Source organism: Pseudovibrio sp. SCP20, assembly GCF_057774105.1.
The window spans coordinates 178,678-193,030 of sequence record NZ_JBYMDH010000006.1 but is presented as its reverse complement, the minus strand read 5'-3'; the positions used below and the strand labels follow the sequence as shown (position 1 = coordinate 193,030).

General features: G+C 53.0%; 13 protein-coding genes. 10 read left to right on the top strand and 3 right to left on the bottom strand.

The window, feature by feature from the left end; translation table 11 throughout:
• The first annotated feature begins 9 nt into the window (after nt 1-9).
• From AC3CB2_RS21295 to AC3CB2_RS21255, 9 genes are all read left to right on the top strand, one after another.
• Nucleotides 10-993 carry a branched-chain amino acid ABC transporter permease gene (locus AC3CB2_RS21295; protein ID WP_008551597.1) on the top strand — a complete coding sequence of 328 codons (984 nt, stop codon included), beginning with the start codon at nt 10-12 and terminating at the stop codon, nt 991-993.
• A gap of 12 nt (nt 994-1,005) precedes the next feature.
• Nucleotides 1,006-2,082: a branched-chain amino acid ABC transporter permease gene (locus tag AC3CB2_RS21290; protein ID WP_008551299.1), complete on the top strand. Its 1,077-nt coding sequence runs from the start codon at nt 1,006-1,008 to the stop codon at nt 2,080-2,082.
• A 74-nt stretch (nt 2,083-2,156) separates the two neighbouring features.
• On the top strand, nt 2,157-3,470 hold the full coding sequence (locus AC3CB2_RS21285) for an ABC transporter substrate-binding protein (protein WP_014287033.1): 1,314 nt from the start codon (nt 2,157-2,159) through the stop codon (nt 3,468-3,470).
• 89 nt (nt 3,471-3,559) lie between these two features.
• Complete coding sequence (locus AC3CB2_RS21280) at nt 3,560-4,423, top strand: ABC transporter ATP-binding protein (protein WP_008551673.1); 864 nt, start codon at nt 3,560-3,562, stop codon at nt 4,421-4,423.
• 123 nt (nt 4,424-4,546) lie between these two features.
• Complete coding sequence (locus AC3CB2_RS21275; protein WP_352936243.1) at nt 4,547-5,572, top strand: ribonuclease T2 family protein; 1,026 nt, start codon at nt 4,547-4,549, stop codon at nt 5,570-5,572.
• Nucleotides 5,573-5,646: 74 nt separating this feature from the next.
• Complete coding sequence (locus tag AC3CB2_RS21270; protein ID WP_352936241.1) at nt 5,647-6,891, top strand: phenylacetate--CoA ligase family protein; 1,245 nt, start codon at nt 5,647-5,649, stop codon at nt 6,889-6,891.
• A 174-nt stretch (nt 6,892-7,065) separates the two neighbouring features.
• On the top strand, nt 7,066-8,112 hold the full coding sequence (gene hemH, locus AC3CB2_RS21265; protein ID WP_352936239.1) for a ferrochelatase: 1,047 nt from the start codon (nt 7,066-7,068) through the stop codon (nt 8,110-8,112).
• Nucleotides 8,113-8,261: 149 nt separating this feature from the next.
• Entirely contained in the window at nt 8,262-9,236 is a 975-nt protein-coding gene (locus AC3CB2_RS21260; RefSeq protein ID WP_083417390.1) for an SPFH domain-containing protein, read from the top strand.
• Nucleotides 9,237-9,241: 5 nt separating this feature from the next.
• Nucleotides 9,242-9,709, top strand: coding sequence for an NfeD family protein (locus tag AC3CB2_RS21255; protein ID WP_352936237.1), 468 nt, complete (start codon nt 9,242-9,244; stop codon nt 9,707-9,709).
• Between the two features lie 3 nt (nt 9,710-9,712).
• Here the strand turns inward: AC3CB2_RS21255 and AC3CB2_RS21250 are convergent, their stop codons facing one another.
• The 3 genes from AC3CB2_RS21250 to AC3CB2_RS21240 form a co-directional block, all read right to left on the bottom strand.
• Nucleotides 9,713-10,573 carry an OmpA/MotB family protein gene (locus AC3CB2_RS21250; protein WP_008551683.1) on the bottom strand — a complete coding sequence of 287 codons (861 nt, stop codon included), beginning with the start codon at nt 10,571-10,573 and terminating at the stop codon, nt 9,713-9,715.
• A 24-nt stretch (nt 10,574-10,597) separates the two neighbouring features.
• Nucleotides 10,598-11,368, bottom strand: a complete 771-nt coding sequence (locus AC3CB2_RS21245; RefSeq protein WP_008551696.1) for a motility protein A — start codon at nt 11,366-11,368, stop codon at nt 10,598-10,600.
• Nucleotides 11,369-11,569: 201 nt separating this feature from the next.
• The gene (locus AC3CB2_RS21240) at nt 11,570-12,583 is read right to left on the bottom strand and encodes a KpsF/GutQ family sugar-phosphate isomerase (protein WP_352936235.1); all 1,014 of its coding nucleotides are present in this window, start codon (nt 12,581-12,583) and stop codon (nt 11,570-11,572) included.
• 305 nt (nt 12,584-12,888) lie between these two features.
• Here AC3CB2_RS21240 and AC3CB2_RS21235 point away from each other — a divergent pair, with 305 nt between their 5' ends.
• Nucleotides 12,889-14,337, top strand: coding sequence for an outer membrane beta-barrel protein (locus AC3CB2_RS21235; RefSeq protein ID WP_352936233.1), 1,449 nt, complete (start codon nt 12,889-12,891; stop codon nt 14,335-14,337).
• Nucleotides 14,338-14,353 lie beyond the last annotated feature (16 nt).

The following is a 14,353-nucleotide window of genomic DNA, read 5'->3' as shown; positions in this document are numbered from 1 at the left end:
GGGGCTCTCGTGGAAACGCTTTACACTGTTTTAATCGACCCGTTTGTTCAGATGGTCGAAGTCCCGGACTTCTTTCTGCAGGTGCTGTGGGAAGGCCTTGTTTCAGGTGTCCTTTACTCTCTGATCGCGCTTGGCTTTGTTCTTATCTTTAAGTCCTCGCGTATCTTCAACTTTGCGCAGGGCATCATGGTGGTGTTTGCGGCGCTGTCACTTGTCGGCCTGCATTCCTTCCTCGTGCCTTACGTTGGCAATGAGTTTGTTGCTGCTGCAATCGCGATGCCGCTCACTCTGGGCATCATGTATGCGCTGGCGATGGGCGTTGAGCGTATGGTGCTGCGTCCACTTGTTGGTCAGCCAGACATCATCCTGTTCATGGCGACGATCGGTATCACCATGTTCCTCATCGGCTTTGGTGAGTTCGTGTTTGGTGGTGAGAACAAGGTGATGATCACCGAAGCTCTCGGCATTCCAACTGGTGCTATTGAGTTTGAACCGTTCGGCGGCTTCCTGCTTATGGAAGAGAAAGACGTGTTCGCGGTTGTCATGGCGATCATTCTGGTGATCAGCCTGCTGGTCTTCCTGAACAAGTCTGCGATGGGTCGTGCGATCCGTGCGCTGGGTGATGATCACACAGCAGCTCTGTCCGTGGGTATTTCCCTGAGCACGATCTGGGTTCTGGTGTGGTTCATTGCCGGTGTGATTGCTCTTGCGACAGGTATTGTCTGGGGTGCTCGTGCAGGTGTGTCCTTCGCGCTTGAAGTGATTGCCTACAAAGCGCTGCCGGTGCTGATGCTTGGTGGTCTGGAGTCCGTCTCCGGTGCGATCATTGGCGGTATCGCTATCGGTCTTCTTGAAAAAGTCTTTGAAATCTACTGGGGCCAGCCTCTGTTCGGTGGCAACACTGAAACCTGGTTCGCCTTCATCTTTGCTTTGATTGTTCTGCTGTTCCGTCCGCAAGGGCTGTTCGGTGAGAAAATCATCGAGCGCGTGTAAGGGAGGCCTGGCGTGTTTTACAGAACTTCTGGTCAGTTCAAAACAAGTTACGAAAGCGATCAGGCGCTCTTCCCAATCAAACAGGATATGGTCCTGCTGGTTGTGATCCTTGCCACCATGTATGTGATCTTTCCGATGTTCGCATCTGAGTTCACCTACAAGGCTCTGCTGGTGCCGGTGCTGATTTACTCCCTTGCTTCGCTCGGGCTGAATATTCTGACGGGGTATGCAGGGCAGCTGTCGCTGGGTACTGCAGGCTTCATGGGTGTTGGCGCCTATGCCTGCTACAAGATCACCACGATCTTCCCTGAAATGAACATTGTGATTGCTCTGTTCCTTTCCGGCTTCTTCTCGGCAGCGGTTGGTGTGGCGTTTGGTTTGCCATCGCTGCGTATTAAAGGCTTCTACCTTGCGATTGCGACGCTTGCTTCGCAGTTCTTCCTGGTGTGGCTCTTTGAGAAGTGGGCATGGCTTTACAACTACAACGCATCTGGTGCGATTGAAGTGCGCACCATGGACATCTTCGGTCTTGTTGTGACCGGTCCTAATGCGTCGCCGATGGTTCAGTACTACTTCGTTCTTGGCATCGTTTCTGTGGTGACCTTTGCCATGATCAACCTGACACGTGGCCGTTACGGTCGTACCTGGAAGGCTGTTCGTGACATGGATATCGCTGCGGAGCTGGTGGGCATCAACCTGATGCGTGCGAAGCTTTCTGCCTTTGCTGTGAGCTCCTACATCGTTGGTATTGCCGGCGCGCTGATGGTGTTCTTCTGGAAAGGCGCAGCTGAGCCTAACCTCTTTGATATTCCAATGAGTTTCCAGATCGTCTTTATCGCGATCATCGGTGGTCTTGGCAGTGTGATGGGTAACTTCCTGGGTGCGATCCTGATTGTGGCGCTGCCAGTTGTGCTGAACCTGTTGCCTGAAATTCTCGGAATTAGCATCGGGTCTGCCACTATGGAACACGTCAACGTCATGGTGGTTGGTTCTCTCATTATCATGTTCTTGATTGTCGAGCCTCACGGTCTTGCGCGGTTCTGGGCGCTTATTCGTGAAAAGCTCATCATTTGGCCATTCCCTCACTAATAAAGAACTGCGTTTTAGCAGCTGGGGAATAGAGGAAGTGGCCCGCGGCATTAGCCGCAAACGCGGAGGAAAATATGAAACACTTTACGAATTTCGGTAAGGCTGTTGCAGCAGGTGCTCTTGCAGTCGCTATGAGCACAGCTGCGATGGCAGCGGATGGTCTTAACTTTCCTAACCTGACATATCGTACAGGCCCATTTGCGGGCACTGGTACTCCGATCATGAACGGTCAGCGTGACTACATGCTCATGCTGAACGAGCGTGATGGCGGTATCGGCGGTGTGCCAATCGACTACATTGAGTGTGAAACCGGCTACAACACCAACAAAGGCGTTGAGTGCTACGAGAAGACAAAGGGAGATGCTCTCGTAACTCAGCCATGGTCCACCGGTATCACTCTGCAGGTTATGCCACGCACCAACGTTGACCGTATTCCAATTCTGGCACCTGGTTACGGCTTCTCGCCAATGTCAGACGGTAATACATTCGCTTGGGCGTTTAACCCACCTGTGTCCTACTGGGACGGCGCATACATGATCCTCGACTACATTGCTGGTGGTGACATGTCTTCGCTGAAGGGTAAGAAGATTGTTCTTCTTCACCTTGATCACCCATTCGGAAAAGAGCCAATTCCGCTTCTGGAAAAGCTTGCAGAAATGCATGACTTCAAACTGGTTCCGATTCCTGTTGGTCTGAAAGAAATGCAGAACCAGTCTGCTCAGTGGCTTCAGATCCGTCGTGAGCGTCCAGACAACGTCGTTATGTGGGGTTGGGGTGCTATGAACGCCGGTGCGATCACCGAAGCGGTTAAGACCCGTTACCCAATGGAAAACTTCATCGGTATCTGGTGGTCCGGCTCTGATGCTGATCTGCAGAACGTTGGCGCAAAAGCGAAGGGCTACAAGTCTGTCAGCTTCAACGCTCCGGGCAACTTCCCAGTGCTTGATGACATCCGTACGCACGTTGTTTCCAAAGGCAACTCAGAGATCAAATCTGAAGCTGACATGGACACCATCTTCTATCAGCGCGGTATCATTATCTCCATGATCCTGGCGGAAGCAGCAAAAACTGCTCAGGACCACTTTGGTGAGAAGAACATCAATGCTGAACAGCTGCGTTGGGGTCTTGAGAACCTGGACATCACCGAAGCTCGTCTTGAAGAGCTGGGTATGAAGGGCATGACACCACCACTGAAGATGGCTTGTGACAACCACACTGGTCATTCTGGTGCATGGATGCTTGAGTGGAACGGCGAAGAGTTCGTACAGGCAAGTGACCTGCTGACTCCAAACCGTGAGCTGATCAAGCCGCTTGAGCTGGAAAAAGCTGCTGACTACGCGAAGAACAACGCTCCATGGCCAGGTCGTGGCGACCTCGCTTGTAACTAAGCATTGTTTGTTTTGGTCGGGCGCATTGGTGCCCGGCCAACTCTACCCAAGTCAAATAATCGGAATGTTCGCAGGCTAAGGCTGATCTCATGAACGCAATTGCAGAACAGACATCAAATTCCAAGGCACCAGCCGCTAACCTGCAGGTTGCCGAAGACATTTTGTCTATTAACAACATCGAAGTCATCTACGACCACGTGGTGCTGGTTCTCAAAGGGGTGTCTTTGACCGTGCCTAGAGGTGGTATTGTTGCTCTGCTGGGTGCGAACGGTGCCGGTAAGACAACAACCCTGAAAGCTATTTCCAACCTGCTGCAAGCAGAGCGTGGAGAAGTGACAAAGGGCAACATTGAATTTCAAGGAAAGCAGGTTCAGGCGCTTTCTCCGAACGAACTGGTGCGCCGCGGATGTATTCAGGTGATGGAAGGCCGTCGCTGTTTTGGTCACCTTTCCATTGAAGATAACCTGATGACCGGTGCTTACACCCGTACAGATGGCAATGCTGAGATCAAGCGCGATCTGGAAATGGTGTATGACTATTTCCCGCGTCTGCGTGAGCGTCGTGGTTCTCAGGCGGGTTACACCTCAGGTGGTGAGCAACAGATGTGTGCGGTGGGCCGTGCCTTGATGAGCCGCCCTGACATGATCCTGCTGGATGAGCCAAGCATGGGTCTTGCGCCGCAGCTGCAGGAAGAGATCTTCGAGATCGTGAAGAAGCTGAACAAGAACGAAGGCGTTTCGTTCCTGCTGGCTGAGCAGAACACCAACGTTGCGCTGAAGTATGCGACCTACGGGTACATCATGGAAGCAGGCCGTATCGTGCTGGATGGTGACGCTGAGTCTCTGCGTGAAAACGAAGACGTGAAAGAGTTCTATCTTGGTGTTGGCGGCGAGGGACGTAAGTCGTTCCGTGATGGCAAGCACTATAAGCGTCGTAAGCGCTGGTTGGCATAATCTGCGCCAATTGAGAGGATAACCCCAAAAAGATGGGGGTGAACTGTCACAGGAAGTCAATGTATCTGGTTTTGAATAATCTGCATGCTGCTTATTGCTGCAAAAGGTATTTTGGAGGACCACATGCATTTTCTTTCTAAGGTTATTGTCGGGGCTGCGCTTTTGGGCGTGGCCTCAGTTGTGCCGGCTTCCTCTCAAGTCAAACTGGACGGTTATTTCCTTGCTGAAGAAGCCTGTCCGGCGTTCAAGTCTTTCCGAAAGCAGACCAATCCGGGCGGTGTTCATGTGGAACGGATGCGGGCCTATGAGCTGCTGGGAAAGAATAAAGCGCAGGCTTCGCATTACTTTATCCGAATGAACGGTGTGAACCCGGCAGAGCGCTGGGTGGATGTTTCCTGCGGTCTTCATCTGGTTGAGGCTGAGGGCAGCGGGCAGACGGCTGGCAATGGTTCCGGTGGGTCGGCTGGATCAAAGGTAGTTCGCCCTGCGGTGAAGGGGCCATCGGCTGATGCGGAGTTTTTGCTGGCAGCAAGCTGGCAACCGGCGTTTTGCCAAACTCACCAAGAGATCTCCGAGTGTTCTTCTCAGGTGGAAGGGCGGTTTGATGCGAGCCACTTTGCGTTGCATGGTTTATGGCCTCAGCCGCGTGGGAACTTCTGGTGCGGTGTGACGCGTGCAGAAAAACGTCTTGCTGAAGAGCGCTCTACACGCGGGCAGCTGCCTCCTGTTGAGTTGGAAGACGCGACACGGCAAGAGCTGGACAAGGTGATGCCAGGCGCTCAATCCCATCTGGATCGTTATGAGTGGGTGAAGCACGGCACTTGTTACAGTGACAGCGCTGAAGAGTATTACGCGGAATCTCTTGATCTTATGGAGCAATTGAACGGCTCAGCTGTCCGTGATCTGTTTGCTTCCAATATTGGTGAAGTTCTGACGACTGCGCAGGTTCGTGCGGCGTTTGATGAGTCTTTTGGCGCTGGTGCGGGGAACCGAGTTGAGGTGCGTTGTAAGGGTGGTTTGATTACTGAGCTCTTTATCAATCTGAAGGGCCAGATTGAGCCGGATACCCCGATGAGTGAGTTACTGCTGGCGGCGAAGCCAGTGCAATCTGATTGTCAGGGCCGGGTTGATCCTGTCGGGTTCAACTGAGGCTGCTGTTTGTATGACTTGTAGGAGGCTTTGCCTCCTGCCCAAGAGAAGTTTGAGGCCATGGGAGGGCTTCTATGGGAAACGAACATTTTGATGAGTTGGAAATCCGTTCGCCAGAGGAGCGTGAAGCTGATCTGATGGCGCGCCTGCCAGGCCAGATCGTTATGGCGAAGGCTGAAGCTTCTGGTTGGGCAAAGCATCTGGCCGATATTGATCCTGCTGAGATCACAAGCCGGGAGGCTCTGGCCAAGTTGCCTGTGCTGCGTAAGTCAGATCTCTTGGCTGCGCAGGCAGAAGAGCCACCGCTGGGCGGCTTTGCTGCGGGTGACTTCTCTACCTACAAACGCATCTTCATGTCTCCGGGCCCAATCTGGGAGCCGCAGGGGCCTGAAGCTGATCCTTGGAAGTCTGCGCGTGCATTCCATGCGACAGGTATTCGTCCGGGTGACATCGTGCACAACGCGCTGTCCTATCACATGACACCGGGTGGTTTCATCCTGGATCAAGGCGCGCGCGCTTATGGCTGTGTGGTCTTCCCAGCAGGTATTGGCAACACGGACATGCAGGTTTCTGCGATCTCCAGCCTACGTCCGACGGCTTATGCCGGTACGCCGGATTATCTGAAGGTTATTCTGGATCGCGCTGCTGAGATGGGGGCAGATGTCAGCTCCATCACCCGCGGTCTTGTTTCCGGTGGTGCGCTTTATCCGAGCCTGCGTGAGGAATACGCAAATCGCGGTGTGAAGGTGTTGCAAGCCTATGCAACGGCTGATCTGGGTATCGTGGCTTATGAGAGTGAAGCCATGGAAGGCATGATCGCCAACGAAGATTTCATCATCGAGATCGTTCGTCCGGGCACTGGTGAGCCTGTTGCTCCGGGTGAGGTTGGCGAGCTGGTGGTGACCACATTCTCACCAACCTATCCGCTCATTCGCTTCGCTACAGGTGATCTTTCCGCTGTGATGCCGGGTATTTCGCCTTGTGGCCGTACCAACATGCGCCTGAAGGGCTGGATGGGCCGTGCTGACCAGCGCACCAAGGTGAAGGGCATGTTTGTTGACCCTGCCCAGATCGAACGTCTGCGCAAACAGGCTGGCGATGATATTGGTCGTGCCCGTCTTTCCGTAGTTCGTCAGGGAGAGCAGGATCACATGATCCTGAAGGTAGAAACAGAAGCGGCAAGCGATGACTTTATCGCTGCGCTGAAGAAGTCCCTGAAAGAGCACACTGGCCTGAATGGTGATGTGGAACTGGTGGCGCCAGACACACTGCCGAACGATGGCAAGGTGATCTCTGATGAGCGTGAAGTGACCGCATAAACGCCGTTGAACCTAATCGATTTTTGAGGTGCCAGCCTGCACATGTAGGCTGGCATTTTTCTATTCTGGGTAGTTTCACCGTATTATTCAGAAAATCGTTGGGTTTGACCTTGGCGCGGGCAACGGGAAACTCTATTTAGCAAAGGGATTGGATCTGATGCGCATAGGGGTCTCATGAACCAGAGCACAAGCGGCAACGCCACAACGCCGGGAAATCACCCTCCGGTCTCATTCGGGAAAGTGGGTGTTCTTCTCGTAAATCTCGGGACACCTGACGGGACCGATTATTGGTCCATGCGCCGCTATCTGGCGGAGTTTCTCTCAGATCGACGGGTTATCGAATGGTCACGCTTCCTGTGGCTGCCAATTCTCCATGGTATCGTGTTGAGCAAGCGCCCGCAGAAATCCGGTGCAGCTTACAAAGAGATCTGGAACAACGAGCTTGATGAGAGCCCGCTGCGTACCATCACACGAAGCCAGTCAGACAAGCTGACTGAGATTCTTGCTGATCTGGGTGAGAACGTGGTTGTCGACTGGGCAATGCGTTATGGCAATCCATCCATCGCGAGCCGTCTTGATGAGCTGAAGGCGCAAGGGTGCGATCGTATTCTCGTCTTCCCGCTGTATCCGCAGTACTCGGCCTCTACGACAGCGACCGTGAATGATGAAGTGTTCCGCGCTTTGTTGAAGATGCGCTGGCAGCCGACCATTCGCATTGTGCCGCCTTATCATGATGATGAGACCTACATCGACTCACTGGCGACTTCGATCAAGAACAAGCTGAGTGAGCTGGATGAAGAGCCGGAAGTGGTCCTGGCGTCCTTCCACGGTATTCCGCAGAGCTATTTCGACAAGGGCGATCCTTATCACTGCCATTGTCAGAAAACGACTCGCCTGATGCGTGAGAAGCTGGGCTGGGATGACAAGAAGCTACAGATCACCTTCCAGTCCCGTTTCGGTCCAGAAGAGTGGCTGCAGCCTTATACCGACAAGACTGTCGAGAAGCTTGCAAAAGAAGGCGTAAAGCGGATTGCCGTTTTGAATCCGGGCTTTGTGGCGGACTGTCTTGAAACGCTGGAAGAGATCGCCGGTGAAGCTGCGGAGATCTTTGAGGAGCATGGCGGGGAGCAGTTTACGCATATCCCGTGCCTCAACGATGCGCCTGAAGGTATGGCTGTGCTGGAGAACGTGGTGCGCCGCGAGCTTCAGGGCTGGATCTAGAAATTTAAGTTTTAGTTTACTATGTGAAGAAGAGCACTCGTTTCTTTTGGGAAGCGGTGCTCTTTGGCATTTATTTGAGCAGTTTTCTCTGGTCTTAATGGGACAAAGCTAGGATAGTTTAGGCAAATTACTCCAAAGGACTAATAGATATGGATATTTTGACAGGTAGTTCGATTACCGTCCTCATACTGGTCGCTGTGATCATTTTTGTGGTATTTGCTGGCGCGAAAATGGTTCCTCAGGGTTACAACTATACGGTTGAGCGCTTTGGTAAGTACCGGAAAACATTGCATCCGGGGCTGAATATCATCATCCCGTTTATTGATCAGGTCGGTCATCGGGTGAACATGATGGAGCAGGTGCTTGAAGTTCCGGCGCAGGAAGTTATCACCAAGGACAACGCTACTGTTACCGGCAACGGTGTGGCCTTCTATCAAGTGCTGAACGCGTCTCAGGCCTCCTATGAAGTGCAGGGTCTTCAGAACGCTATCCTGAACCTGACCATGACCAACATCCGTAGTGTTATGGGTTCTATGGTTCTCGATGAGCTGCTTTCCAACCGTGATGAGATCAACTCTCGTTTGCTTCGTGTGGTTGATGCGGCCTGTGAGCCTTGGGGCGTGAAAATCACTCGTATTGAAATCAAAGATATCAATCCACCGGATGATCTGGTTGATGCTATGGCACGCCAGATGAAAGCGGAACGTGAAAAGCGTGCGGCTATTCTGGAAGCTGAGGGTGACCGTCAGTCTGAAATTGCGAAGGCAGAAGGTGTTAAGCAGTCCCTGATCCTGGAAGCGGAAGGCCGTAAGGAAGCTGCGTTCAGAGATGCGGAAGCACGTGAGCGTATGGCTGCAGCTGAAGCGAAGGCGACCGAAGTTGTATCCAAGGCGATTGCTGAGGGTGATATGGGCGCGATCAACTACTTTGTTGCCAACAAGTATGTTGAAGCATTTGGTGAGCTTGCAAAATCTCCAAACCAGAAAACACTCATTCTGCCGATGGAAGCGACTGGCATGATCGGCAGCCTTGCTGGCATTGCTGAGATTGGCAAGGAAGCGCTGAAAGAGTCGCAGCAGCGCAGCTCCAGCCGTATCCCAAATACAGGTAGTTCAGAGGGCTAATCACCATGCTTATTGAGCTGTTCCAAAACAGTATTGAACCTTGGGTCTGGTTTGCGTCCGGGCTGGTTCTTGTAGGGCTGGAGTTGGCTGTGCCGGGCTCTTTCTTGATCTGGTTTGGGGCAGCGGCTCTCGTTGTTGGAGCTGTTGTCGCGTACTTTGATATCGATTGGCGCTGGCAGCTGGTGTTGTGGGGTGTGCTTTCCCTCGGTTTCCTTCTCGTTGGACGACGTCTGACCTCGAGAAATAACGATGGTGAGGGAGACCCCTATCTCAACAAGAGGGGTAGCCGGTATCAGGGGCGTGTGTTCGTGTTGAAGAAGGCACTGGCCCACGGCAAGGGTACGCTTGAAATTGGCGATTCTGTCTGGCGTGTGAACGGTCCGGATCTACCAGCAGGTGCGCATGTGAAGGTTGTTGGCCAGGAAGGCACAACGCTGATCGTGGAAGCAGCACCTGAAAGTGATGCAGCCTGATCCTTACTGATAGGGATTGAAGTCTGGTGGCAGCGGCGGTTCTTCTGCCATCAGCAAAATAGAGATGCGGCGGTTCGCTGCAAGATACGGGTCATTCGGGAAGAGAGGCTCCGTATCAGCTTTTCCCACTACAGAATGAATATTGTTGGACGGCAGGCCGTATTCGGAAAGAATCTGGCGTGCGGTGTTGGCACGATCTGCAGAAAGCTCCCAACCGGTTTCACTCGGCGAGGTGATCAGCTGACCCGTGGTGGTGTGACCGGTGATGCGGACGCGGTTTGGCAGTTTGGCCAGAACGGGTGCCATCTTGGCCAGCAGGCGGCGGGTGATCTCATAGGGATACTTGGACCCCTCCGGATACATGGAGCGACCTTCCTGATCGACAATCAGGATGTTGAGACCTTCGTCAGTTTCTTCAAGGATGATATTGTTTGAGATCTCGGTGATCTCTGGCATTTCCTGAAACGCCTGGCGCAGGGAAACCGCTGCCGTTGCAAACTGACGTGGCTTTTCGATATCCGCTTTCTTGGTGGTGTGGGTGTTCGCTTCCGGGCCTTGCTTGCGTTTTTCAGGGTGGCTTTCTGTAGCAAAGTCGGCGTCAGTGATCTGTTTTTCGTAGGTGATGTCCTTCATAAAGTCGCGCAGCGGCACGCCTTCAATTTCCAGAACACCAGCGCGTTTCGTCACCTGTTTGATACCGAATGCGTCTTTGATGGAACCAGCAACAACCTGAAGCTTCTGCTTGTCCTGCACTGAGAACGAGATGATCAGAACGAAGAAACACACGAGCAGGGACATCAAGTCCGCAAAGGTCACCATCCATCCCGGAGCGCCTGCGGGTGCTTGTTTTTTTCTGCCTGCCATGGTGTTTCCCCCTTACCGAAGTGCTTATGCTGCTGCTTCGATCATGTCGCTGCGACCTTTTTCAGGGATGTAAGCCAGCAGCATTTCGCGGATGAGGGATGGGCTCTTGCTCTCACGGATCTGAAGCACGCCATCGATCACGAGTGTCTGGTTGAGTTCTTCCTGCTCGAACTTGGAATCAAGTTTGTCAGCAACCGGAATACACACCACGTTTGCGATGAGAGAACCGTAGAGTGTCGTCAGAAGTGCAATCGCCATGGACGGGCCGATGGTCGATGGATCATCCATGGTCGCAAGCATCTGCACCAGACCGACGAGCGTTCCGATCATGCCGAAGGCCGGGGCGGAATCACCGAGCGCACGATATACGCGCGCGCCTTCGTTCAGGCGGGTCAGGTAGAGGTCGCGTTCTTTTTCCATGGAGTCGCGAATGAGGTTGTAGTCGTAGCCATCAGCTACATACTGCATGCCTTTCGCGAGGGTTGGCTCTTCAATCTCAACGTTTTCGAGACCGAGTGGGCCTTCCTTTCGAGCGGTTTCTGCGAGATGAGCGATGTTTTCAACCAGCTCACGTGGCTCGATCTTCTTATGGGTGAAGGCGAGTTTTGCGCCCATACCAAAGGCACTGAGCAATCCATTTAAGGGAAACCTGACAAGCGTGGCTGCAAGTCCACCGCCGACAACAATCAGAATGGAAGGAAGGTCAACGAACTGGCTGAAGCTTCCGCCCAGAAAAATAGCTATCAGCACGGTTACGCAAGCAGCAATAACGCCGATGATCGTGGCTAGATCCATTTAGCTTACCCGAATGCACGCCTTTGATGAGGCAATTTAACTAGTATTAATTTGGGGTATTATGGCTAACCAAATCCTAATAAATGGGAAAAATCCGTTTGGGCAGAATAACGGATGTATTTCGGTGAGGGACGGTAGGATTCAAAAATGCCCGTAGATGAGGTCATCCCGGGCATTTGTCTGTTTTATTTGTGCCAGCGTTTAGGCCGCGCCGATCTTCAGAAGATCTAGGGTACGGATGATTCCAACCGGCTTGCCATCTTCGACGATGAACAGCGAGCTGATTTTTAGAGAGTTCATCATCTCAAGAGCGGATGGTGCCAACAGCGTTTCTTCGATGGTCTTCGGATTATGGGTCATCACCTCTTCGACGGCCTTCTCAAGGAAGTCCGGGCTGATGTGGCGGCGCAAATCACCATCAGTGATGATGCCGATCAGCTTGCCAGCAGTATCTGTAACCCCGAGAACACCAAAGCCCTTTTGCGTCATCAGGACGAGAGCTTCTTTCATGAGCATGCCCGACTGAGCCACAGGCAAATGATCGCCAGTATGCATGATGTCTTTTACATGCATCAAGCTCGCACCAAGTTTGCCGCCCGGATGATAAACCTTGAAGTCCTGAGCCGTGAAGCCTTTTGCTTCCAGAAGAGCAATTGCCAATGCGTCGCCCAGTGCCAGCTGAATCAAGGTGCTGGATGTTGGTGCCAGACCGTGGGGGCAGGCTTCTGGAACTTGTGGAAGGGTCAGGCAGATGTCAGAGGAAGATCCCAGTGCGCTGGATGCGTTGCGTGTCAGTGCAATCAGCGGCACCTTAAAGCGGCGCGTGAAGCCCAAAAGGCTTGCAAGCTCTTGAGTCTCGCCAGACCAGGATAATGCAATCACAACATCATCTTCTGTGATCATGCCCAGATCACCGTGGCTAGCTTCGCTTGCGTGTACGAAGAAGGCTGGCGTGCCGGTGGATGCGAGTGTTGCTGCCAGCTTGGTGCCAATGATGCCGCTCTTGCCGATGCCGGAAACAATAACGCGGCCTTTGGAATGAGCGATGGTTTCTACCGCTTTGGTGAAAGGTTCTGCCAAACCGTTCGCCAGGCTCGCCTGAAGCGCGTCAAGCGCTGCAACTTCAGTTTCGATCGTCCGTGTAGCAGACTGGATCCACTCCTCTGCCGGGCGCAGAGGACGGTCTTCATGCGTTAGAAAAGATGGCATATGCATTGGGCATTACTTCTTAGCTTGGCTCTGATGAGCACTATGACGCTTTTGCAGCAAGATTCCTGCACTAGATAAGAGTGCATTGTGAACACTCTGGGGCAAGACTTGGTTTACCCTCTAGCAAATTTAAATTGAGAAAACAATCAAGGGTAGAGCGTCCCGTAGCAAGGAAACGTTAACCATGTTCGGCGAGTGTGGGGCTGGTTGAATTTCCTTCATTTGAAGGTGGATTGCTGGAATATTTTATGCGGTTGCGCCCTAAGGTTTTGAGAGCTCTTCGAGCCAGGTCTTGTCTGACCTGTGTTTTGATGCTGGGCGCTTTTTCTCTCCAAGATGCTGCTGCTCAAACCAGCAATTTTGAGTTCCGCGAAAGCCTGTCCTTTGAAGATGATCCGAGTTCTGGTTTTGAGCTTCCCTCTGAAGCCGATGCTCAGCCGTTTGAGCAGGAAGTTGAAGAAGGGCTCCAGCGGCCAAATGCTCGTCCACCTGTCCCGACCGTTGGGCAGCAGCTGACCGGAATAAGCCGGAGCAGTCGGGCCCCCAAGTTTTCTGAAAGAGTGGAAGCTGTTTCGCGTTTGTCACGTCCTGTTGGCGGGGGCGGGATTGATGATGAAGGGGTCTTTGATGGAGAAACCGTTCAGGATCGACCTGTTGGCATCCAACTGGGTTCTTTGCGCTTAACGCCTTCCTTTGATGCTGGTTTGGGTTGGACCGATAATGCCGAGCAGGCAAATGGCGGTACGCCTGACGGGTTCTACGAGGTTGATGCAGCCGTTGGTGTGGTTTCTGACTGGGAGCGCCATGAGCTTGGTTTGGAACTGCGTGGAAGCCTGCGGGCTTTTTTTAATGAACCTGACAACAACCAGCCTGTCGTCACCGGACGAGGCAATGTTCGGCTGGATCTGGGGGATCTGACAGTCGCTGATGTTGAGGGTGTTTATTCCTTCTCTCGCGAAGAGCGGTCTTCTGCTGAAAACGAAGCGACAACCGGACGGACCAACTCTGTTCAGGAGATTGGCGGGCGGTTCTCGTTGAGCAGGCAGGTTTCCGTTGTGCAGTTGCGCGGAGGCATTGGCGTCGATCGGACGGTTTATGGCGGGCAGATGAGCAGCTCACAGCCGCGCGATAACACGGTGTTTGATGCAACCCTGCGCACCTCGTTTGATAATGGCGCGACGTTTGAACCGTATCTGGAAGGTGGCTTTCTGGTTCGGAAGTACGATGAAGATTGCAGCGGTGATCCATCCTGTTTTGACAGAACTTCGCGCGGATACTTTGCCAAGGTTGGTATGAGCATTGACCGCGGGCCGAAGCTGCGTGGCGAGTTTGGTGTTGGGTATCGGGCCGAGTATCTGGATGATGATCGTCTGGATGCACTGCAGGGCTTCATTTTTGATGGAGCCTTTGTGTGGTCCCCGACACGCCGTGATACCGTCACTGTCAGTGGCGCGACCAGTTTTGCTGGCACGAACATCAGTGGGGCATCGGGTTCCATCCTTTATGCGGGGGATGTGCGGTATGCGCATCAGTTCACGCAAGATCTGGTTGGAGATGTTCAGCTTAGCTACACCTACAGAACGTATCAAGGGGTGAATATTGTTGAGCAGGAAGGAACCGGGTCATTCGGTTTGGTGTGGGCGTTCTCCAAGGATGCGGCGCTGCTTTCCCGCTATACATTCCGTGCGTTTGAGAGTTCCACTGCTGGTAGCAATTACACCAGCAGCCTCATAGAAGCGGGCCTTCGGATAAGACGCTGATTTAATGCGTTATTTA